Here is a 22,618-nt window from a genome sequence, read left to right on the forward strand (position 1 = left end):
CGGCGACTCTGCGAAGGCCCTGCCATGACCGATATCCCGAACACCCAGCCCGACAGCCGGGAAACCACGATCCTCGAAGCACCTGACAAGCATGTCAGCGTGCGCGACCTGTTCGGGATCGATATCGACATGGAAGTCCCGGCGTTCAGCGAGGCGGATGAGCGGGTGCCCGATCTCGATCCCGCCTATGTGTTCGATCCCGACACGACGCTGGCGATCCTGGCCGGCTTCGCGCACAACCGCCGCGTGATGGTGCAGGGCTATCACGGCACCGGCAAGTCGTCGCACATCGAGCAGGTGGCGGCGCGCCTGAACTGGCCGTGCATCCGCATCAACCTGGACGCGCATATCAGCCGTATCGACCTGATCGGCCGCGACGCGATCGTGCTCAAGGATGGGCAGCAGATCACCGAGTTCCGCGAGGGGCTGTTGCCCTGGGCGATCCAGACGCCGACCGCGCTCGTCTTCGACGAATATGACGCGGGCCGGCCGGACGTGATGTTCGTGATCCAGCGCGTGCTGGAGACCGAGGGCAAGCTGACCTTGCTCGACCAGAACCGCGTGATCCGCCCGAACCCCTATTTCCGACTGTTCGCGACCGCCAACACGGTGGGTCTGGGCGATACGAGCGGGCTGTATCACGGCACCCAACAGATCAACCAGGGTCAGATGGACCGCTGGAACATCGTCGTCACGCTCAACTATCTGCCCGCCGCGACCGAGGCGCAGATCGTGCTCGCCAAGAGCGGCGAGTATGACAAGCCGGGCGGCAAGGAGCTGGTCGAGAACATGGTGCGCGTCGCCGACTTGACGCGCCGCGGCTTCATCAACGGCGACATCTCGACCGTGATGAGCCCGCGTACCGTGATCACCTGGGCGCAGAATACCGAGATCTTCAAGGATCCGGGATTCGCATTCCGCCTGAGCTTCCTCAACAAATGCGACGAAACGGAGCGCGCACTGGTGGCGGAATATTATCAGCGCGTGTTCGGCAAGGATCTGCCAGAAAGCGTCGTCGGCAAGGCATAGCCGCTGATCGCGGCGCTGGGGGTGGGCCGTGAGATGAGTCTGGAAGATCGCGATCGCTGTTGTTGGCGGTCTGTCGCTAGTTGGTGTCGGCGGCTTCGTCTGGTTCCTGGTGATGCCGCCCAAGCCGGCGCCGATCGTCGAGCCAGGGCCCACCGGGCGGCGGATCGTCGAGAACGGGCTGTTCGCCAATTACTACCCGGCGCCGGGGAAGGGCAGGAAGCCAGCGATCCTGTTGCTCGGCGGATCGGAGGGCGGACTTGGCAGGGATGTGCAGCGTGAAGCGTTGCTGCTGCAGAATGCGGGCTTCAACGTCCTGCACGCCGGCTATTTCAACCTGCCGGAGAAGCCGGGCTATCTCGCGGATATCCCGCTCGAGGCATTCTTCCGTGGCATCGACTGGCTGAGGGCCCGGCCTGAGGTTGATCCCGTCGCGGTCGCGATCGTCGGCTATTCCAAAGGTGCGGAGGGCGCGTTGCTCGTCGCCGTTCGCCGGGCGGATGTGAAGGCGGTGGTGGCGGGGATGCCGTCCAGCGTGGCGTGGGGCGGTATGTCGATGCGCAGCTATATCTTCGGCGGCGTTTCGTCCTGGAGCGAGGCGGGCAAGTCGTTGCCGAGCCTTCCCTATGGCTCGGGCGAGGGAAAGCGCGAATTGCTGCCCCGCTTCGTCAACGGGCTCAAGGAACTGAGCGCACATCCCGAGGCGGTCATCCCGGTGGAACGTTTTGGCGGGAAGCTGCTGTTGATCTGCGGCGAGCGCGATACGCTGTGGCCGACCTGTCCCATGGCCCGGCAGATCGTCACGCGCGCAGGAAAGGCGCCACCCGCCGATACCGAGCTTCTGGTATATCCCGAAGCGGGGCACGGCGTGATGGGCGCACCATTGCCCGCAAGCGATCCCGCGCTTCGGAAATGGTCCGCGCTGGGCGGCACGGCTGAAGCCAATGCCGCCGCACGGGCCGATAGCTGGCCGAAGATTGTCGCGTTTCTCGACGCGACCCTCAGGCCTCAGCCGTCGGCATCTGCCCCATTGCGTGACTGAGCTCTCCGCCTAATCCCGCTTGGGGGTAGGCGCGACGGCACCATAGTCGCTGATCGGGCCGATCCGCCTCCGGCGGATGAAGTCACGCATCATCGGGAAATAGCCGGCGGGCTGTCGCGTCGCGAGGCGCGTGCCGTCGGCGGCGGTCTCGAACAGGGCCATGCCGTGTTCGGCGCCCGGAAAGATCGCTGTCGTGATTGGGCGGCCGGTGCGCTTGAGATCCGCAAGACGTGCCGCGGTTTCGACGGGCGCCGCATCGCGATCCTCCGCGCCGAGAATCCAGAGCTGTGGGGTGTCGAGGTTCCGAAGCACCGGCATCGGATCGTGGCGGAGCGGGATGTTGGGGATCAGGCCCGGTCCCTTGTCGCGCAGGGTTTCGATCGGCGCGGTCAGCATGAAGCGGGTGAAGTCGCCGCCGATGCGGCCGAACCAGGGCTCGGAACCATATTTGGCGCGGACCGGAGTCATGTAGCGCTCGCTGTCGCGAAAGCCGCTTTCGAGGGTCGCGGCGATCGCGTCGGCGATCTCGGTCGCCGGCGGGACAAGCGCGTCACCGCCGATCCGTCGGGCATCGGCGAGAAGCGATTCACGCTCGGCGGCGATCGGCGATACCGCGAGGCCGAAGCTGACGATCACGAAATCCACCGGCGCGATCTTGGCGGCGAGCGGGGCGACCCATCCGCCCTGACTGCCCGCCTGATAGCCGATTGTGCCCGCTCGGCGACCTGCCAGCCGGCGTGCCTCGGCAGCGGCTTTCACCGCGTCGGTTGCCAGGGTCAGGTAGTCGTGGGTGTAGCGCCCGCCCGATGCGCCCGTTCCGCGCTTGTCATAGACGAAGGCGCCGATGCCTGCCGCCGGAAACTGGCGCTGAAGGCTGTAGGCGTCCCGCGCCGAGATCGGCTCGGCGCCGTGGATCAGGACGACGATGGGGACCGGACCGGAGCCCCTTGGCAGGATCAGGCGTCCCGCAAGTTCGGCGCCTTCGACCGCGAAGCGGGTTTCGGTGACGTCGAGTGAGATGCGTTGTCCCGGGCTACCGGCGAAATCGATACCACCAGTGGCACAATCGAAGCGGAGCGTCTTGCCGTCGGCGCGGCCTGTTCTGCCCAGGCTGCTCGACCAGGCGGTGCTCTCCGCCATGGGCGCGAGCGTGCCGCTGGTTCCATCTTCCTGGCGCCATCGAAGCTTTCCTTCGCTGGCTGGGGCGATATCGACCGCCCGGCCATCGGCAAGCCGGTATATGCCGATCGCACAGCGGGCGGACTCAACGGAGGCGGGTTGAGCGAGCGCGGTTGGCAGGTGGAATGCGAAAGCCAGTGGCAAGAGGAGTGCAGACAGCTTCTTCATGATTGGACTTCATCCGAACTGTGCCACCCAACTAACACGGTTCGGAGAAATCGCGCTGCTTTGCAAGGGGGTAGAGCGGATCGGCCGCTATTTCGCGGCATGAGGCAGTTGGACTCCGGCCTCAGACAGATGCCCGCGTCCAGTCCATCGTCCAGTTGACCTTCCAACTCTTGCCGCCGTCGCTGGATGCCATTTGCTGCCAGCGGTGCGACTTCCCAGGGGCGATGCGGTCCCAAAGGCCGCGATAGATCATCTCCTTGCCGTCTACCGTTTCGCGCGCGTCGAAGATGCCTTCGCCGTTCACGAAACCGCCGGTCAGGCCGGCGGCACCCAGTGCGCCCGACTTGGCATTGACCCAATAGTCGCTCCAGATGCGAGTCTTGAGGTCGAGCAGGCGTAGGCCCATGCCCGAGAAGTCGCGCGCGGGAATACGCAATTCCTCGACATGGCCGACGCCGTTCAGGATCGACCAGCAGGACGCTTCGCCGGGGAACTCGTCCCATTGGCCATTGTTGAGCTGGCGATGGTCGATGCGCCATTCGCCGCTCAGCCAATCGAATTCGCCTGGCTTGCCCAGGGACGCCGCTGTCGCGGCGCTGGCGGGGAGGGATATGCCGATCGCCAGCCCGGCAACGGATTTGAGGATTGCGCGGCGCCCGGTGGTATCGGTCATGTTCGTCTCCCAGCTTGTGACGCCGGTCTAGGGGCGTAAAGCTGACACCCTTCGTCAGCTTTCCCGCGCTGGCGGTAGCCGAGTGCGATTTTGCCCGCTAATCGGATCGCGATGGCCGCCGACTCTCCTCTTGACCAGTTCAAGTCCGTCCTGACCGGGGCGACGCGCGCAATTGCCGCGGAACCGGAAATCGAACTGGCGTTCACCGCCGATGCGCCCGTGCAGTCGGGGCGGCATATCAAGGTGCCGATGCCTGGACGCACGCTTCCGCCGGAACAGGTGGCGGAGGCACGGGGCTTTGCCGACGGTTTCGCGCTGCGGATGCGGTTGCATGACACTGCGCTGCACCAGAAGCGGGCGCCCAAGGAGGCCGTGGCACGCGCCGTGTTCGATGCGGTGGAAACGGCGCGGGTCGAGGCATTGGGGTCGCGCGGCTATGCCGGGATCGCTGAGAATCTCGACCGCGCGCTCGAGATGCGGATGCGTTCCGATCCGATCAATCGCGCACGCACGCGGGACGAGGTGCCGCTGTCGACCGCCATTCAGCTGATGGTGCGCGAACGGCTGACTGGGCGCGAGGCGCCCGCTGAAGCCGCGCTTGGTCTGGCACTGGTGCGCGATTGGGTTGAGGATCGCGCCGGCGCCGATCTCGATGCGTTGCCTCTGGCGATCGACGATCAGGCGACCTTCGCCAAGCTGGTCGGCAATCTGCTCGCGGATCTGGAACTGACCGAAGGCGAGATGATCCCGGACGAGGCCGACGAGGGCGGCGGGGAGGATGAGGGCGCCGACGAGCAGGAACAGGACGAAGGCGAAGAGGGCGAGCAGGACGGCGAGACCGGCGAAGGCGAGGTCGAAGCGCGCGGCGAGCAGAATGAGGCCGAGACCGAGGACGGCCAGGAGAGCGAGCAGGAGCAAGGCGAGTTCGACGACGCCGAGGGCGAGCCGGGTGACGACGGCGAGGAGGGGATGATGCCCGTCCGCCCGAACCGGCCCTGGTCGGATTTGCCGCCGCAATTCGACTATAGGGCGTTCACCACCCAGTATGATGAGGTGATCGCGGCGACCGAGCTGTGCGACGAGGAGGAGCTCGAGCGGCTGCGTGCCTATCTGGACCAGCAGTTGCTGCATCTGCAGGGTGTCGTGACCAAGCTCGCTAACCGACTGCAGCGGCGACTGATGGCGCAGCAATCGCGGAGCTGGGATTTCGACCAGGATGAGGGGCTGCTCGATGCGGCGAGACTCGCGCGCGTCGTGGTCAACCCGATGCAGTCGCTGAGCTACAAGGTCGAGAAGGACGCCAAGTTCCGCGACACGGTCGTGACGCTGTTGATCGACAATTCGGGTTCGATGCGTGGGCGGCCGATCTCGATCGCGGCGATCAGCGCGGACATTCTGGCGCGTACGCTGGAGCGCGTGGGGGTCAAGACCGAGATCCTGGGTTTCACCACCAAGGCGTGGAAGGGCGGGCAGAGCCGCGAGAAGTGGCTGGCCGAGGGGCGCGTGCCGCAACCGGGCCGCCTCAATGACATTCGTCACATCGTCTACAAGCAGGCCGATGAGCCGTGGCGGCGCGCCAAGAAGTCGCTCGGGCTGATGATGCGCGAAGGACTGCTCAAGGAGAATATCGACGGCGAGGCGCTGCTGTGGGCGCATCACCGCCTGATCGCACGGCCCGAGGACCGCAAGATCCTGATGGTCATCAGCGACGGCGCGCCGGTCGATGATTCGACATTGAGCGTGAACAGCGGGTCGTATCTGGAGCGGCACCTGCGCCAGGTGATCGGCTGGATCGAGCAACGATCGCCGGTCGGGCTGGTCGCGATCGGGATCGGCCATGACGTGACGCGCTATTACAGCCGCGCGGTGACGATCATGGATGCTGACCAGCTGGCCGGTACGATGATCGAACAACTCGCATCGCTCTTCGATATCGACGCGTGATGGCGCGCACGTGATCGAGGCACCGCCCGGCGGGTTTCACGGGCCGGTCAAGCGGTCGATCACCATTGCCGGGCACCCGACGTCGATCAGCCTGGAGCCGGTTTTCTGGGCGGCGCTGGAGACAGCGGCGGTGCGTCACGGCCTGCCGATCAACGCGATCGTCGCCCAGATCGACCATCTGCGCATCGGCGCCGACGACCCCCCCAATCTGGCGAGTGCGATCCGCAGCTGGCTGTTCGAGCTGCGACAAAATTGCGACAGTATTGAAAATGAGTCGCAACTTCGTTGACTCTGCGAACGACTCTCAATAGCTGGCCCGAAAATACATAAGGCTAAAGGGGCCGCCAATGACTCGCACGACTTCCGACGGCCGCAAGGCCGTGCCCGCTTTCCTCGCGCTGGCCGCGGTCGGATTCATCGCTTCGGCGCCTGCCCACGCCGCGGATCCGGTGGCGGGTGAGGACACCCCGGTTCAGCAGCGCGACGATGTGGTTGTCATTGGACAGGACACCGCGCCGGAGCAGGAAAGCCCCAAGGCGACCGCGCCGCTGCTCGACACGCCGCAGACGGTGACCGTCATCAGCGACCAGACGCTGCGCCGCCAGAACCTGCTGACGTTGCGCGACGCGCTGGCCACCGTGCCGGGTATCACCTTTGGCGCCGGTGAAGGCGGCGGTGGCTATGGCGATTCGATCAACCTGCGTGGCTATTCGGGCAGCAACGACATCACCATCGACGGGGTTCGCGACAGCGCCCAGTACAGCCGCACCGATCCGTTCAACCTGCAGCAGATCGAGATCGTCAACGGGGCCAATTCGGTGTTCGGTGGCTCGGGCAGCGTCGGCGGCACGATCAATCTGGTGTCCAAGACGCCGCAGGCGAGCGACCTGACCATCTTCCAGGCGGGGATCGGCACCGACGAATATTACCGCGCGGCGGTCGACAGCAATGTGCGCGTCAACGAGCTGATCGCGGTGCGCCTGAACGCCATGTACCATCGCAACGACTATCCCGGTCGCGACTTCGAGAAGTATCGCCGCTGGGGCGTTGCGCCGTCGATCACCTTGGGGATCGAGGGGACGACCAGCCTGACGATCGCCTATGTCCACCAGCGCGACGACAATATTCCGATCTATGGCGTGCCGTTCTTCCGCAACCAGCTGAACGCTGGCGCGCTGCCGGGCACCGATACCAGCGACTATTATGGCTATCGCAACCTCGACACGCAGGAAACGACGGTCGACCGGCTGACGGCGACGTTCCGGCACCAGTTCAGCGACGGCCTGTCGGTGCGCAACCTGACCCGCTGGCAGCGGGTTGGCCAGTACAGCCAGACCAGCGCGCCGCAGGGCACTTTCTGCCTGGCCGGCACCGGCCTGCAGCCGGTCCCCGCCAACGGCACCGCGACCACCGGCATCGGCTGCACAACGTCATTCACCAATGTCGTCGATTCGGCCGGCGTGTTCCGCACGGCCGCCAACCCGCTCAACGTGACGATCGCGCCCGGCTTCTGGCAGCCTTCGGGACCGCGTGGGTTCGTGCGCGACCAGGAGAACCAGCTCTTCTACAACCAGACCGACCTGCGGTTCGTGACCGGCGAGGCGAACGGGCTGCGCAATACGCTGGTGGTCGGCGCTGCTTTCGCCTGGGAAGACTATAGCATCGAAGCGGCGTCGCTGACCCGCGACGCGCTGGGTCGGCAGGTCGTGTTGCCCCAGCAGAGCATCGTTAATCCGACCGGCATCTATACCGGGCCGATCAACTACACGGTGACCGCGCGTTCGCGTGCCACCACCAAAAATCAGGCGATCTACGCGTTCGACACGCTCGAGATCGGTTCGATGTTCGAACTGAACGGCGGCGTGCGGCTGGAATGGAACGATGCGACGTTCCGTAACGTACCGCTCGCTTCCTATCCGCCGGGCACGACCCCGCTGACGACACTTCAGGCAGCACCGCAGCGCAGCGACGAGCGCCTGTTCTCCTACCGCATCGGCGCGGTGTTCAAGCCGTCGGCGAACAGCAGCCTCTATGCGGCATTCGCCAATTCCAAGACGCCCTCGTCGGCGACGGTGCGGCTGGGCTGCGGTGTGATCGGTGCCGGCGCGAACCAGGCCGACCCGTGTGCGGTCGCGCCGGAGACCGCGCGCAACTACGAGATCGGCGGCAAGATCGAGCTGATGAACCGCAAGCTGCTGCTGACCGCGGCGGCGTTCCGCAACGAGCGCAGCAACTTCCGTGTCGCGTCCAACGATCCGGCGCAGCCGGTCGCGCTGCAGGTGCTGGACGGGCGGTCGCGGGTCGACGGCATCGCGCTGGGCGCAAGCGGCTTCATCACGCCCGAGTGGCAGATCTTCGCCAACTACACCTATCTCGATGGTGAGATTCTTCAGGCGACGTCGAACTTCTGCCTCGCCAATCCGGGCGCAGCCGGGTGCGGCAACAGCGCGGCCAATCGCGATCCGCAGCGCGGCAATTTCATCGTCCAGACGCCGAAGCATTCGGGCAGCCTGTTCACCAGCTATCGCCTGCCGTTCGGCCTGGAGCTGGGCTATGGGTTCACCTATCAGGGCAGCTTCGCGCTCAACAATGCGACGCTGGCGAACCCCAACCAGTACCGGTCGGACGACTATCTGGTCCATCGCGCGTTTGTTTCCTATGCGATCACCGATGGTCTGACCGCACAGCTCAACGTCCAGAACTTCACCAACGAGAAGTATTTCACCAACATCCGCAACAACATCAACACGACCTCGGGCGCGGTGACGGGCGGCTGGGCGATGCCGGGTGAGGGACGATCGGCGGTGTTGAGCCTGTTCTACAGCTTCTGAATAAGGGGGAGGAGCGGGTGGCGGGCCATTTGTCCCCGGAACGTTGCCCGCTCCAACCCCTTCGGGTTAGGCACGTGCCATGATGATCGCGATCCCCGAGCTGCTGGATGCCGAGACGGTGGCGAAGGTGCGGGCGATCGTCGATGGGGCTGAATGGGTCGACGGCAACGTCACCTCCGGCCACCAGTCGGCACTGGCCAAGAAGAACGAGCAGCTGCCGGAGGGAAGCCCGGCAGCGCTTGAGGCCGGGGGCATCATCCTTGATGCCCTCGGCCGTTCACCCTTGTTCTTCGCTGCGGCATTGCCGCTCAAGGTCTTTCCTCCGCTGTTCAACCGCTATGGCGAGGGCCAGACCTTCGGCACGCATGTCGACAATGCGATCCGCATCAAGCGGGGCAGCGAGTTTCGCATCCGCAGCGACCTGTCGGTCACCGTCTTCCTCGAGGATCCCAGCGTCTATGACGGCGGCGAGCTGGTGGTCGAGGACCATTTCGGCGCGCAGCGGGTGAAGCTGCCCGCGGGCCATGCCGTGGTTTATCCTTCATCCAGCCTGCACCATGTGACCCCGGTGATGCGTGGCGTGCGGGTGGCGAGCTTCTTCTGGCTCCAGTCGATGATCCGCGACGACGGCGCGCGGCGGATCCTGTTCGATCTCGACCAGAATGTGCAGCGGTTGAGCGGCCAGCTGGGCGGCGGCGACCGCAGTGTGGTCGAGCTGACGGGCGTGTATCACAATCTCTTGCGCCGTTGGGCCGACGCCTAACTAGCCGAGCATTGCCTCCAGCGCTGGCGACAGGTGGTCACCGCCGTCGCGCGTGAGCATATGCGCGGCCAGCCCTTCGCGTTTCGCCAGCGCCATCCCCGTGCCGGGACCGAGGACGCAGAGTGCGCTCGCCCAGGCATCGGCCCGGGCACAGTCGCGGTGGAGGACGGTGACGCTGGCGACGCCGTTGGCCACTGGGCGGGCAGTGCGTGGATCGATCGTATGGGCGTAGGTGCTGCCCCCCGCCACGAAGGCACGGCGATAGTCGCCCGAGGTCGCGACGGCGAGGCCGTGAAGGCCGATGCGCAGTGGGAGGACCGGCGGCAGGCCAGGGGGCGTCTCGACATCGACCCACCAGGGCTGGCCGTCGGGCTGAATCCCTGCGCCCAGCAATTCGCCGCCGATCTCGATGAGGAAGTCGGCGCAGCCCAATGCGCGCAGCCGCGCGGCGACAGCATCGACGGCATAGCCCTTGGCGATGCCGGAGAGGTCGAGCTGGACGGCGCGGGTGCGGCCGAGGCGCAGGAGCAGGGGGTCGAAGTCCAGCGCGTCATGCCCGCTGGCCGCCCGGGCGGCCTCGATCTCGGTTTCGCTGGGGAGGCCGGCGCGCGGTCCGGGTGGGCCGAAGCCCCACAGGTCGGTGGGGACACCCATGGCGGGGTCGAACGCACCGCCTGAGCGCGCCGCAATGTCGAGCGCGAGGGTCATTACATAGGCGAATTCGGGGCCGATGCGGTGCCAGTTGCCGGGGCGCGCGCTGTTGATGCGGCCGAGCTGGGAGGCCGGCTCCCAATGGCTCATCTGGGCAACGATGCCCGCAAGCACCGCTTCGATAGCCAGCTGTACGCCAGCGGGCGGGGCCACGATCTTCGCCGACCAGCTGGTGCCCATCGTCTCGCCGGTGAACATCTCCACGCCTGCGTTCGCCCGCCGCCTGTGGAAGGCGGCGGGCGACAGCGTTAGCGGGATGACGATCCGCGGTTCGCGGGTCAGGGGGCCATCACCTCGAGTGTCGTCACATAGCTGGCGCGGCGAGCACCGGGGGCGGGCGGGGCGCCTTCCTCAGCGCCGGCGGGGCGCGGCGTGGTGACGTTGATCCAGTACATGCCCGGTTCGCCCCACTTCACCGTGACCTTGCCGTCGGCGCCGGTTTTGAGGTCCTGCTGGTTGAGCTGGTTGCGATAGCGGATGCCGCCGGGGATGACGGTGACGGGCAGACCCGCGGCGGGCTTGCCGTCGAGCAGGAACTGGAAGGTGGCGGGTTCGCCCGAAACGAGATCGTTGGGATGGGTGACCGGGACCAGCTCGATACCCTTGCCGGCGGGCTTGAACACGGTGGAGGTCGGCTCGCCCGCGGTCACGAAGATCTCGTTGCGGTTGCTGCTCTCGCTCGTCTTCACGTCGGTCGCGCCGGCGGGAATGGCGGCGGCGAGGTTGGCGGTGGTGGTGCCACGGGGCAGGCGCTTCTCTTCGCCATTGAGCTTGTACGTGCCCATGACGCCGTCGATCGCGTAGAAGATCTTGTAGGTGCCGCGCTTGCCGATCTGTACGTCGAAGGTGGTGCGGTAGCGGCCGGTAGCCTTGTTCCTGACCTCACCCGGCGTGCCGTCGGGCAGCAGCACGTTGACATCGGCGCGCATCGGCTGATGCTCGAAATAGAAAAGGTCGTTGGAGACCGCGGCATCGACCGTGACCCAGACGTCGTCGCCCTCGCCCGAGACGACGGTCATCGACGGGAGCATCCACTGGCGGTGCGCCTGCACGGCGGCGGGAACGGTGATCGCGATGCCCGCGACGGCGATCATGAGGTTGCGGAACTTCATCAGGCTATCCCCTTGTTAGCGCTTGACGGTGAGGGTGACGGCGCCCAGCTCGGACGTGCCGGCGGCGCGGGCGGTGCCGCCCTTGGGCAGCGAGAAGGGCAGGCGGAGTAGCTCGCGGCCGCCGACTTCGCGCGCGGCCTCCACGACCAGCGTGTAGTTGCCGGGCGCGAGCTGCGGCTTGAAGCTGAGCTTGTGGGTGCCGGGCGCCTTGGTCGCGCCGGTGACACCTGCCGCCGGGAACTTCATCGTGCGGCCCGAGACGCGCCACCACTGGCGGATGTCACGCAGCCATTTGGTGCCCTCATTCGCCTTCATGTCGTCATCGTAGAAGACCGCGAGGGTCTTGGCGGGCGCGCCCTCTTTCTCGATCCAGATCGCGATATAGGGCCGGTGATATTCGGCGACGCTGAGGCGCGGGATGGTGAGGCTGACGTCGAGTGTCTGCGCCGCGACCACGCCCGGCGCGAACAGGCCCGCGCCGATCGCGGTGGCGGTCAATCCGGTGATGCGAAGCTGCATGACGGCGTTCCCCTAGTGAATGAAATAGATGGCCAGGATGGCGGGAATGATCAGGCCCGCTGCGACCAGCGGCCAGGTGCTGGGGCGGTGGCGCGCGTGGAGCTGGAGCAGGATGAGGCCGGTGAGCGAGAAGATCACGCAGGCGACGACGAAGATGTCGATGAACCATTTCCACACGGTGCCGGCGTTGCGGCCCTTGTGGAGATCGTTGAGCCAGGCGATCCAGCCGCGGCTGGTGCTTTCCGTCGTAACTTCGCCGGTCTCGCGGTCGATCGCGACCCAGCCGTCGCCACCGGGACGAGGCAAGGCGAGGTAGATTTCGCCCGAGGACCATTCGGCGTCGCCGGTGGCGCGGGTGACAGGCAGGTTGGCCTTCACCCAGCCGGCGACCGGCGCCGGCAGCGGCTTCTTCGCGTCGGGCGCGTCGTCGGGCTTGATCGTCGCGAGCAAGGGCGCGGGAAGCTGCGCCTTCTTCTCGACCGTGACCGGCGACCCTTCGATCTCGGCGGCGTGGTTGAGCGTGAAGCCGGTGATCGCGAACAGCAGCAGGCCGACGAGGCTGATCGCCGAGCTGACCCAATGCCAGGTGTGCAGCTGCTTGAGCCAGAAGCTCTTCCGGCTTTTCTTGCGAGGGGCCGGTTTGGTGGCGGTGCCGTGCATCGGGCGAAGGCGTTCCAGTTGCGAGTCGTTCGCGACTTAGCGAGAACGATTCGCAATTACAACGTGCGGTGATGTGTGGAACTGAAAGCCCCTCCCCCGCGAAGGGGAGGGGCTAGATGTTCAGCGGCCTAGCAGGACGCGTGCTTGTCCGGCGATCTGGGCGAGCATCGCGGCGTTGGGCGACGATGCCTTGCGCGCGCGGTTCACCAGTGCGGCGAACTGGGCGACGCGCGGGCCGTGATCGGCGAGCCAGGCATCGACAGCGGCGCGCGGATCCTTGCCCTCGGTACGGGCAAGGAACTCAAGACGCAGCTGCTGGAAGTCACGCGCGAGGCCCGCGATCAGCAGGCGCTCCCACGGATCGCCCGCGACGATGCGTGCCGCCACCGCCTGTGCCCAGTCGAGGCCAAGCTCCTGGCCCAGATGGGTGAAGGCGTGAGTCAGCTCGGTCTCGTCGATGCCACGACGTTGGCCGAGATCGGCCAGGCCGACCGCACCGTCGAGCTCGAAGATGCGGACGATCTTGACGACCAGGTCATGCGGCGCGCCGGCGTCCTCGAGCTTGGCCGCGATACGGCCCGACTGCGCGCGCGCCTCGTCCTTGAGCAGCTTCTTGGTCTGGCGGTCGAGACCGGCGATGCCGGGCTTGAGGCGCGCGATCAAGGCGCCGGGGCCTTCATCGGGGCGAGCGACGCGGAGCAGGTCTGCGATCTGCGAGCGGGTGGCGACGGCGACCTCGTCGAGCAGGGCGAGGCGAGCCTGCTCGCTGATCGCCGCTGTTTCGATCGCTTCCCAGATGCCGGGCAGACCGAACAGCCGCTCGGCAACGACGAACATCGCGGCGATGTCGCGCAGCGAGGCGCCCTCCTCCTCGGCCAGCTCGAACGGATGGAGCACGCCGAGCCGGTTGACGATGCGGTTGGCTAGCTTGGTCGCGACGATCTCACCGCGCAGGCGATGCTCCTCGATCGGCTTCTTGAACTTCTTCTGCATCGCGGGCGGGAAGGCGGCGATCAGATCGGGTTCAAGCTCTGGGTCGAGGCCGAGATCGTCTTCCTCGATCGCGTCCTGCAGCGCGAGCTTGGAGGTGGCGAGCAGCACGGCAAGTTCGGGCCGGGTCAGACCACGGCCCTCCTGCGCACGGCGCAGGAAATCCTCGTTCGAGCCGAGGCCTTCGACCGCACGGTCGAGACGGCCGGCGGCTTCGAGGATCTCGATCACGCGAACGAAGCTCGGCACCGAGACCGCCCCGTCATTCTCGAGGAACGAGAGCGCCAGCGTCTGGAGGCGGTTATCCTCCAGCACCAGATGCGCGACGTCGTCGGTCATGCTGGCGAGCAGCGTATTGCGATCGTCGATCTTCAGGCGGCCCTCGATCACCTCACGGTTGAGGGCGATCTTGATGTTCACCTCGTTATCCGAACAGTCGACGCCAGCGGAGTTGTCGATGAAGTCGGTGTTGAGGCGGCCGCCGCGCAGCGAGAAGGCGATGCGTGCGGCCTGCGTTACGCCCAGGTTCGCACCCTCGCCGATGGCACGCGCGCGCATATCCTCGGCATTGACGCGCAGGCGATCGTTGGCGGGATCGCCCACCTCGACATGCGCTTCCGATGCGGCTTTCACATAGGTACCGATACCGCCGAACCAGATCAGGTCGACCGGCGCCTTGAGGATCAGGGAGATCAGCGCGCCCGGCTCAATCTCCTCGGCGTCGATGCCGAGGACTTCGCGGACCTGCGGGCTGAGTTTGATGACCTTTTCGGTCCGCGCGAACACGCCGCCGCCCTTGGAGATCAGCGTCGGATCGTAATCGGCCCAGCTCGACCGCGGCAGCGCGAACATGCGGTCGCGCTCCGCCCAGCTCGCGGCGGGATCGGGGTCGGGGTCGAGGAAGATGTGGCGATGGTCAAACGCAGCGACAAGCTTGATCGCCTTGGACAGCAGCATGCCGTTGCCGAAGACGTCGCCCGACATGTCGCCGCAGCCGGCGACGCGGATGCTCTGCGTCTGGACGTCGGTGCCCATTTCGAGGAAGTGGCGCTGGACGCTGACCCAAGCCCCCTTGGCGGTGATGCCCATCGCCTTATGGTCGTATCCGACCGAGCCGCCGCTGGCGAAGGCGTCGCCCAGCCAGAAGTTCCGATCGATCGCGATCGCGTTGGCGACGTCGGAGAAGGTGGCCGTGCCCTTGTCCGCCGCGACGACGAAATAGGGATCCTCGCCATCGAGGATCGCGACGCTGTCCGGATGGACGATCTTGCCCGCGACGATGTTGTCGGTGATCGACAGCAGCGAGCGGATGAAGATGCGGTAGCTTTCCTTGCCCTCTTCGAACCATGCGTCGCGATCGATTTGCGGCGACGGGAGCTGCTTGGGATAGAAGCCGCCCTTGGCGCCGGTCGGCACGATGACGGCGTTCTTCACGCGCTGCGCCTTCATCAGGCCGAGGATCTCGGTGCGGAAATCGTCGCGCCGGTCGGACCAGCGCAGGCCGCCGCGTGCGACCGGGCCGGCGCGCAGGTGGATGCCCTCGACCCGCGGCGAATAGACCCAGATCTCACGCCAGGGGAGCGGTGCGGGCAGGTTCGGCACCTGCGCGCTGTCGAGCTTGAACGCCAGCGCCTCGGCCGCGGCCGGTGCAAACGCGTTGGTGCGCAACGTCGCGCGGATCACGCCAGCGATGGCGCGCAGGATGCGGTCGTCGTCGATGGCGCTGACCGCGTCGAGACCGGCGGCGATGGCGGCATCGGCGGCCTTGACCGCGTCCGCGCTGCCCTTTGTACGCGCGGGATCGTGCGCGGCGGCAAAGCGTTCGACCAGCGCGGTGGCGACGCTGGGCGCACGGCGCAGCGCTTCGACCACCGTGACCAGGCCATAGGCCAGGCCGGTCTGACGCAGATAGCGGAACCAGGCGCGCAGCAGCACGACCGACGTGGGGGCAATGCCCGCCTCGACGATCAGCCGGTTGAACGCGTCATTCTCGGCGCGCCCTTCGAGCACGGCGGCGATCGCGTCCTCGATCGTGGCGATTTCGCCCTTGAGCTTGGCTTCGCCGGTCAGGGCGACCTCGAAGTCATGGATATAGGCGCCGGCCTCGCCGGGAAGCGCGGTCGGCAATTCCTCGATCACGCGGAAGCCGAAATTCTCGAACACCGGCACCGCGTCGGACAGTGCCAGCGCGCCGCCGAGACGGTAGAGTTTGATGCGCAGCTTGCCCGCCTGCTCGAAGAAGCGGACCGAGCGTGCATCGGCATCGGCAAGACCGGCGATGCGGACGACGTCGCGCGCCGCTTCCTCCGGACCGCTATTGTTGCGGTAGCCGAGCGGGAAGGCGGGAGCGTAACGCAGCGCGAGCCGTGCGGCGCGGGCGGGAGCAAGGCCGTCGTCCGTCAGCGCGGCTTCGACCGCGGGCAGCCAGCCGCGGACCATCCGCTCCAGCTCGGCATCGAGCGCGGCGGCGTCGGGCATGCGGCCTTCACCGCGAAGGTCGAGCGTGTAGCGCAGCAATGCGACAGGCCCGTCCTCGAGCGCGATTGACCAGCTGATCTGAGTGGCGTTGGCAGCACGCTCCAGCATCTCGCCGATCGCGACGCGGCGGCCGGTCGAGACGTCGTCGCGCGGCAACCACACGAACGCGAAGAGATGGCGGCCAAGCGCGCTGCGGATCAGCACCAGCTTCGAGCGCGGGCGGTCGGTCACCGACATGGCGGTGAGCGCGATCTGCTCGAGCGCCTCCTGCTGGAAGGCGATGGTGAGGTCGTGCGGCAGGCCGGTCAGCGCGTGCGCCAGCGCCTTGCCGGTATGGCCGCGCGGATCGAAGCCGAACTTGGTTTCGAGCGCCGAGAGACGCGCGCGCAGCACCGGAACCTCGTCTGGTGTCGAATGGAGCGCGGCGCTGGTCCACAGACCGGCATGGATCGACAGGCCGGTGATCTTGCCGCCTTCGCGCAGCGGCACCAGCACCAGGTCGAGCGGGGCGCGGCGATGGACGGTCGAGATGAGGTTGGACTTGAGCAGCAGTGGCGGCTGGCCACCCTTTTCGAACCACTCGACCGCAAGCTGGCGCGAAGCATCGGCGAGCAGCGGCGTGTCGAGCTTCATGCGGCAGATGCCGGCGGCGTCGGTGACGCTGCCGTCGATATGCCAGACCTCATGACCGACCTGGGTCATGCTGCCGCCCTGGAACCAGCGGAGCAGCGACGCGCCCTCAGGGTCGCCGACGCGGACGGCGTCGTCGCTCATTGCACGGCGGAGTTCCGGCCAGTCGGTGACGGCGGCGCGGACATGGCCAAGGTTGCGTTCGAGGTCGCGGACCAGGCCGGTGCGGTCGCGCGCGTCGGCGCGTTCCAGTTCCATATAGACCATCGATTCGCGCGAACCGCCGGCCCCGATGCCGGTCAGTGCGCCATCGCCGGTGCGTTCGACGGCGATGACGGGGTGGATTACGCGGCGGATGGCAATGTCGTGGGCGGCAATGGTGGAAGAGATCGAATCAACGAGGAAGGGCATGTCGTCATTGACGACGGCGAGCCGCATCGTGCGGCTGTCTTCGCCAAGGCCGGTTTCGAGCGCGATGCCTGGCGTACCCGGCGCGCGGGTCGCGGCGGCCTCCGCGACAAAGTGGGCGGCAGCGGCGCGCTCGGCATCGCCGAACCCCTCAAGCTCACCCGGCAGGGCTCCATCGGTAAGACGCGCTTGCAACGCATCGGCGAGCGACTTGATCGGCTTGCTCATGCTCGCGGGCTATGCGCCGGGATTCGGCGCGGCTCAAGGCTTGCTGCACCGCAACGTGACAATTGTGACGAAGTTGCGATGTCAACGGTGACAATCGACACAAAGCTGCGCGACGCCCGTGGGCGCGCGCAGTCTGTGCCGATGATGTCAGCTAAATTGGTGGCGAATCAGGCTGCGGCCTTACGCACGATGCGTTCGGCGAACGCCGCATCGCCGTCCACCTTGGCCAGAATATCGAGCATCCCATCGCTTCCAGCGCGGGCGAGCAACACGACGAACTCCGAATCACCCGCCTCGATCTCGACATGGGCGAGCGGTGGACGGTTGCGCAGTTCCTCCGCGGCGCGGGCGTAGATATCGGGCTTGGGCGCGGGCTTGCGCAGCGCGCGCTCAGCCTTGACGATCGCCTTGATCCCGCCGGGTTCGGCGGTGAGGAAGGCATCCAGCCCACCCTCGGCCACGTCGTTGCGACGGGCGTTGCTCATCACCGCGGCGAATTCGGTCAGGCGCGTCTTGTCATAGTCGGGCCCGAAGACGAGCTTTGCCGCCGCGGTCATCGGCGCGCGGGCCTGGACGGAAATCGATGCTTCGGAGAGCAGTTCCGCATAGTCCGCCTCGTCCGATTCGGCGGCGCGGGCGAAATCATAGGCACGCGAAAGCGCGCGATAGAGGGACGCATGGCTGCGCGTATCGGCGGCGCGCGCCATCGCGGCGCTTTCGCGCGCGAGCCGCAGGCGTCCGGCGAGCGTGTCGGGGATCGCGGCGACATCGTCGTGCGGGACGGCGGGTTCGGGCGTCTCGTCGGCAATCGGAGCGCTGGGGCCGTCGGCCCAGACCGGCGCGGCGGCTGCGGGCGGCGGCGCCGCGCGGCGGGCCTCCTCGACCTCGCGCTCGAGTCGTGCCTGCGTCTCGGCGTCGACCATCTCTTTCCAGTTGATGACGCCGTAGATGAAGTCGATCGTGTCCTCGTCCGAGGAATAGGGCATCAGGATGCCGCGATAGAGCGTGTTATGACCGCGCTGGCCGACAAACTCCGCCTCGAAGCCGATCGGCGAGCGATTGGCGATGATCTGAAGATAGTGGTCGGTCAGGCGCGAGAGCAGCGAGCGACTGGGCACTTCGCCGACATGCGTGATCAGGCTGGTGACCCCGCATTCCTCGCGCAGCGAGGCGCCGAGGTAGCGGATCGCCGGATTCTCGATCCCGCCGCTGAAATCGAGCAGCACGCTGTGCGGGCCGAAATCGGCGATGCTCTCCGGATCGAGGTCCTCGATCGAGGGGTAGGCGCGTCCGCGCAGCAGCGACACCCAATGGTTGTACGCGCGCACGTGCATCCGCCGCTCGTCGGAACCGATTTCGAGTTGGTGCCGTCCGTTATCCGAATCGCCGACGCCATTGTCGTCGTGGTCGGTTTGGTGGCGGTCTTCGAGTCCGCGGGTATCCATGCGCATGCTCCACAGAGGGGCAATGCCCTCGAACATGCCGAGTCTGCGCATGGCATGGTAAATCTTGCGTAAAGATGCGCGGGGATTTCGGCGCGTATTTCGAACGCTTGTCAGCCGGCAAAGAGGCTGGTAAGCGCCGCCACCTTCCACCGGCGGTTCCGTCGGCAGGGCCGCTTTAGCTCAGTTGGTAGAGCATCGCATTCGTAATGCGGGGGTCACAGGTTCGAGTCCTGTAAGCGGCACCAGTTCAAACCGAGAACAGTGCTAGAAAACCGCAGAAATCTGCGGTAAAATGCCATTCTGCGGTTCCATGAAATCTCATTATGTTCCGCCGTGGCCCACTCAAAAGGGGCCACGAATCATGGGGCCACGAACAGTGCAGGAGGCGTGGCCCCATGCTTACGGTCGTGCAGATTCGAGCGCTCAAACCAGCTGAGCGTCCCTATAAAGTTGCTGATGCCGATGGTCTCTATTTGCTGGTGCAGCCTTCCGGGGCCCTGCTTTGGCGCTTTCGCTACCGATGCTGCGGCATTGAGCGGAAGCTCTCGCTAGGAAGCTTCCCCGATGTCTCCTTGCTCCAGGCTCGCAGAAAACGCGATGAGGCGAAGGCCGAGTTGGACGACGGCATCGACCCAGTTGAGGAGAAGCGCCAGCGTCGCCTGAAGGCTGAACTGGCGGCCCAGACGACCTTCGGGCTCGTGGCCGAGGAATATATTCAGAAGATGGAGCGGGAAGGGAAGTCGCCTGCGACGCTCAAAAAGGCGCGCTGGTTTCTCGAACTCTTAGCCGGCATCGCGAAGCGCCCAATCGCCTCAGTGACACCGCACGAGCTTCTAGACGTTTTGAAGCGTGTCGAGCGTCGCGGGCATCACGAAACCGCGCTCAGGCTACGATCGTTCGCGGGCCGCGTCTTCCGCTACGGTTTCGCTACGTTGCGCACGGAGCGCAATCCGGCGGACATTTTGCGCGGCGCGCTCACAGTCCCTCGCGTCAAACACCATCCGGCAATCGTCGAGCCAAAAAAAGTTGGAGAATTGCTTCGCGCAATCGATAGCTATCAAGGCCGGCCTGAGACCCTTCATGCGTTGAGGATTGCGCCCCACGTGTTTCTACGACCGGGTGAGCTGAGGCAGGCAAAATGGAGCGAGATCGATTTTGCAGAGAAGGTTTGGCGTGTGCCGGCTGAACGCATGAAGATGAAACAGGCGCACGCAGTGCCGTTGTCTCGACAGGTGCTGTACCTTCTTCAGGATCTTCGGTCGCTTGCCCGGGAGAGCGAGTTTCTATTCCCGGCGCTTCACACAACCAAGCGGCCCCTTTCGGATAACACATTGAATGTCGCGCTCCGGCGCCTCGGATTCGAACACGACGAAATGACAAGTCATGGCTTCCGCGCAATGGCCAGCACTCTCCTTAATGAGTCAGGTCTTTGGCACCCCGACGCCATCGAGCGCGCCTTGGCCCATGGTGAGAAGGACAAGGTTCGTGCAGCCTACCATCGCGGCGCTCATTGGGCGGAGAGGGTTCGCATGGCGCAGTGGTGGTCAGATTACCTCGATCAGCTTCGCATCGGCGGCGCGGTTATCAAGGGGAAGTTTCGAAAACGGGCATAACCGCAGTGGCTTAAACTGGGCCGGTTGTGGACTAGCGGTTTTTGTGCGCTAGACCATGAAAACGGACATAGTTGCACACCAGCGTCTACCGAAGCGATCAAAGCGCAATTAGACTCTGAACAATAACCTGACGATTGTTGGATACATGTTGGATTTAGGCTGCAATTTCGTCGTGAGCCGGACCGATCCGGCCTGCGGAGATTGTCCATGTCTTCTAACAACACATACTTCAGCCTGGCCACTTTGAAGGCCTCGTCAGTGGCGGAAGGAACTGCCTTCCTCGTTCAGGTCCCCGCTGTCGAGGATGGCGCATTTTTCTGGACCCTCGGCGACTTCACCGGGCAAGCTGATGATAAAAACATCATCAAGGCCGACAGCACGGCGCTGAGCATTGGGGCTTGGGTGCGGCAGAAGGCCCGGGGCGTGAATTTTGACGGCCGTTCGACCGATGAAAGGCTGCGGGAAGCCTTCTCGGTAGCTGACACACGGTTTGCGGGTGGGGCTAAGGGGAATGGCGATACGGATGACACTGCGGCCCTGCAGATGGCGTTCAACTATGTGGCAACTGCTGGCGCGCTGCTTAACTTCGTAGCCGGCAAGACCTATCTTGTTTCGGCAGAGTTGGTTGTCCCATCTGGGTTGCGCCTGCGGGGGCGCGGTGCCCGAATCCTAGTCAAGGCAAATGCGAAGATCGGCCTCGACAATGCGACCTATGCGCCCGGCGGAGCCGTGCTCCATTCCTACGACGCGGTCGGCGTCGAAATTGAGGGTCTCGAGATCGACTGCAATGGCGACAATGCCGGCGCGATGTTCGGCATCTATATTCGGCAGGGATCAGATGCCTCGGTTCGTAATTGCCACATCCACGACTCGCGGGCGACTGGCATCTTGTTCGATGGGGTGAGTGATGGCTCGATCACGGAAAACCGGGTTATCAATTGCGGGCGACCGACCACTCTCTCCGGTGGCACTTCAAGCCAGGATCACGGCATCACCGTGCAGGCGATCGACGCCATCGATTGCGTTGGCACCATCGTCAACGGCAACCGCGTCATCGGCGCTAGCCGCAAGGGCATCACTTGCTACAGCCAGAACACTGGCACGGTTCGGGACACCAGCATTTCGAACAATGTTGTTCGACATTGCGCACTCGGTGGCATTTTCATTGGTAGTGGAGCCTCTGCAACGCCGCAGGAAAGCATCACCGTGACCGGCAACAATTGCTCCAACAGCTATGTCGATATTGAAATCGCTCGCCTCGCTTCGGGTTCAGTGACGGGCAACTCTTCCAAAAACTCGGTCTTTGCCGGCATCGTCATCGACTCTTCAAGCAACGTGGTTTTCTCTGGCAACTCAATCAACGGCGCGGGAACGCACGGAATCGCCGCGAGCTCTTGTGATCACATAGCGGTATCCGCCAACATCATCACCCAAGCTGGACGCGTGACCCCTGGTTATGCCGCAGGCATTCGTCTTATCTCGGTGGTGGGGTCAAGCATCACGAGTAACCGGGTCAGCGACAGCAACTCCGGCATGACGCACGGGATCATCGAGGAAAATGCGGGCTGCAACAATAATTTCATCGCGGGGAACCTCGTCACAGATGCCAGCGCCGCTGCTTACGTTGTCAAGGGTGCCGGCACGGTGTTGCAGTCCGAAGCGATGATGCAAACTGCCGGCGGGTATAATGTCGGCGCTCATCGGGTCGTGGGTGAACGGGGCGCAGCGGTAGCCAACGCTGTTGACGCAGCTTCCACAACCGCCTGCCTAAACGAACTCCTTGCTCGTCTTCGCACGCACGGACTGATCGCGTCGTGATGGCCTAAGCGGCGAGACGGCAGTCTCAGAGATCAACCTGGAGGAAGAGAGGATACAGCGCAGTCCAAGCAACCTTGGACGCCAAACCCGAAATCAAAAAAGAACGCGCGTTTAGCTAGCGGTGATGGGGGCCACAAGCCTCTATCACCGCTAGTAACTCAGCCAGTCCGTTTTCGCGTCATCCACCGCCTGAAATACGTCGCCAAACGCACCGAGAGTGGACCGGCTGGCCTAGTCCGTTCTGAGGTGATGGTCCGACAGGTATGCCGGATCTCAACGGCCGGATCCCAAACATGTGGTGAAACCGAACGACTGGAATTGGGCCGCTAGCCGTCTGACAGTTTTCAGGATCGCATCCGACCAAAGCCGACATCGCCGGT

At 65.2% G+C, this 22,618-nt stretch carries 16 protein-coding genes and 1 tRNA gene; 9 read left to right on the top strand and 8 right to left on the bottom strand.

The features are described 5' to 3' along the window. Positions 1-24 precede the first annotated feature (24 nt). Together cobS and AC07M1_RS17690 are read left to right on the top strand one after the other, a co-directional pair. Positions 25-1,029 carry a cobaltochelatase subunit CobS gene (gene cobS / locus AC07M1_RS17685; RefSeq protein WP_495163955.1) on the top strand — a complete coding sequence of 335 codons (1,005 nt, stop codon included), beginning with the start codon at positions 25-27 and terminating at the stop codon, positions 1,027-1,029. A 112-nt stretch (positions 1,030-1,141) separates the two neighbouring features. Beyond that, complete coding sequence (locus AC07M1_RS17690; protein WP_495163956.1) at positions 1,142-2,068, top strand: acyl-CoA thioester hydrolase/BAAT C-terminal domain-containing protein; 927 nt, start codon at positions 1,142-1,144, stop codon at positions 2,066-2,068. Between the two features lie 9 nt (positions 2,069-2,077). Here AC07M1_RS17690 and AC07M1_RS17695 read toward each other — a convergent pair whose 3' ends face one another. Next, positions 2,078-3,415 carry an alpha/beta hydrolase family protein gene (locus AC07M1_RS17695; RefSeq protein WP_495163957.1) on the bottom strand — a complete coding sequence of 446 codons (1,338 nt, stop codon included), beginning with the start codon at positions 3,413-3,415 and terminating at the stop codon, positions 2,078-2,080. 121 nt (positions 3,416-3,536) lie between these two features. Then, positions 3,537-4,088, bottom strand: a complete 552-nt coding sequence (locus tag AC07M1_RS17700) for a hypothetical protein (RefSeq protein ID WP_495163958.1) — start codon at positions 4,086-4,088, stop codon at positions 3,537-3,539. A gap of 111 nt (positions 4,089-4,199) precedes the next feature. Between AC07M1_RS17700 and cobT the strand changes: the two genes are divergently transcribed. From cobT to AC07M1_RS17720, 4 genes are all read left to right on the top strand, one after another. Further along, entirely contained in the window at positions 4,200-6,032 is a 1,833-nt protein-coding gene (cobT, locus tag AC07M1_RS17705; protein ID WP_495163959.1) for a cobaltochelatase subunit CobT, read from the top strand. Positions 6,033-6,042: 10 nt separating this feature from the next. Continuing rightward, positions 6,043-6,321: a ribbon-helix-helix domain-containing protein gene (locus AC07M1_RS17710; protein ID WP_495163960.1), complete on the top strand. Its 279-nt coding sequence runs from the start codon at positions 6,043-6,045 to the stop codon at positions 6,319-6,321. 58 nt (positions 6,322-6,379) lie between these two features. Next, positions 6,380-8,863, top strand: coding sequence for a TonB-dependent receptor (locus AC07M1_RS17715; RefSeq protein ID WP_495163961.1), 2,484 nt, complete (start codon positions 6,380-6,382; stop codon positions 8,861-8,863). A 79-nt stretch (positions 8,864-8,942) separates the two neighbouring features. Continuing rightward, entirely contained in the window at positions 8,943-9,626 is a 684-nt protein-coding gene (locus tag AC07M1_RS17720) for a Fe2+-dependent dioxygenase (protein WP_495163962.1), read from the top strand. On the opposite strand, the gene AC07M1_RS17725 is transcribed toward AC07M1_RS17720, so the two are convergent. The 6 genes from AC07M1_RS17725 to AC07M1_RS17750 all read right to left on the bottom strand — a co-directional run bounded on the left by AC07M1_RS17725 (position 9,627) and on the right by AC07M1_RS17750 (position 18,807). Further along, the gene (locus AC07M1_RS17725; RefSeq protein WP_495164011.1) at positions 9,627-10,535 is read right to left on the bottom strand and encodes an FAD:protein FMN transferase; all 909 of its coding nucleotides are present in this window, start codon (positions 10,533-10,535) and stop codon (positions 9,627-9,629) included. Positions 10,536-10,615: 80 nt separating this feature from the next. Continuing rightward, on the bottom strand, positions 10,616-11,449 hold the full coding sequence (locus AC07M1_RS17730; RefSeq protein ID WP_495163963.1) for a DUF4198 domain-containing protein: 834 nt from the start codon (positions 11,447-11,449) through the stop codon (positions 10,616-10,618). Between the two features lie 15 nt (positions 11,450-11,464). Further along, positions 11,465-11,968: a DUF2271 domain-containing protein gene (locus tag AC07M1_RS17735; RefSeq protein WP_495163964.1), complete on the bottom strand. Its 504-nt coding sequence runs from the start codon at positions 11,966-11,968 to the stop codon at positions 11,465-11,467. Positions 11,969-11,980: 12 nt separating this feature from the next. After that, a complete protein-coding gene (locus AC07M1_RS17740) occupies positions 11,981-12,628 on the bottom strand; it encodes a PepSY-associated TM helix domain-containing protein (protein ID WP_495163965.1) in 648 nt (215 codons plus the stop codon). A 120-nt stretch (positions 12,629-12,748) separates the two neighbouring features. Further along, positions 12,749-17,362, bottom strand: a complete 4,614-nt coding sequence (locus tag AC07M1_RS17745) for an NAD-glutamate dehydrogenase domain-containing protein (RefSeq protein WP_495163966.1) — start codon at positions 17,360-17,362, stop codon at positions 12,749-12,751. A 167-nt stretch (positions 17,363-17,529) separates the two neighbouring features. Then, positions 17,530-18,807 (bottom strand): PAS domain-containing protein, encoded by a 1,278-nt coding sequence (locus AC07M1_RS17750; RefSeq protein WP_495163967.1) that lies wholly within the window; start codon positions 18,805-18,807, stop codon positions 17,530-17,532. Positions 18,808-18,976: 169 nt separating this feature from the next. Here AC07M1_RS17750 and AC07M1_RS17755 point away from each other — a divergent pair. The 3 genes from AC07M1_RS17755 (at position 18,977) to AC07M1_RS17765 (ending at position 22,238) form a co-directional block, all read left to right on the top strand. Further along, a tRNA-Thr gene (locus tag AC07M1_RS17755) sits at positions 18,977-19,052 on the top strand. 150 nt (positions 19,053-19,202) lie between these two features. Then, positions 19,203-20,420, top strand: a complete 1,218-nt coding sequence (locus AC07M1_RS17760; RefSeq protein ID WP_495163968.1) for a tyrosine-type recombinase/integrase — start codon at positions 19,203-19,205, stop codon at positions 20,418-20,420. Between the two features lie 207 nt (positions 20,421-20,627). Next, positions 20,628-22,238 (top strand): right-handed parallel beta-helix repeat-containing protein, encoded by a 1,611-nt coding sequence (locus AC07M1_RS17765; RefSeq protein WP_495163969.1) that lies wholly within the window; start codon positions 20,628-20,630, stop codon positions 22,236-22,238. The last annotated feature ends 380 nt before the right edge of the window (positions 22,239-22,618 follow it).

Source organism: Sphingomonas sp. GW821-FHT10C01 (assembly GCF_059415525.1).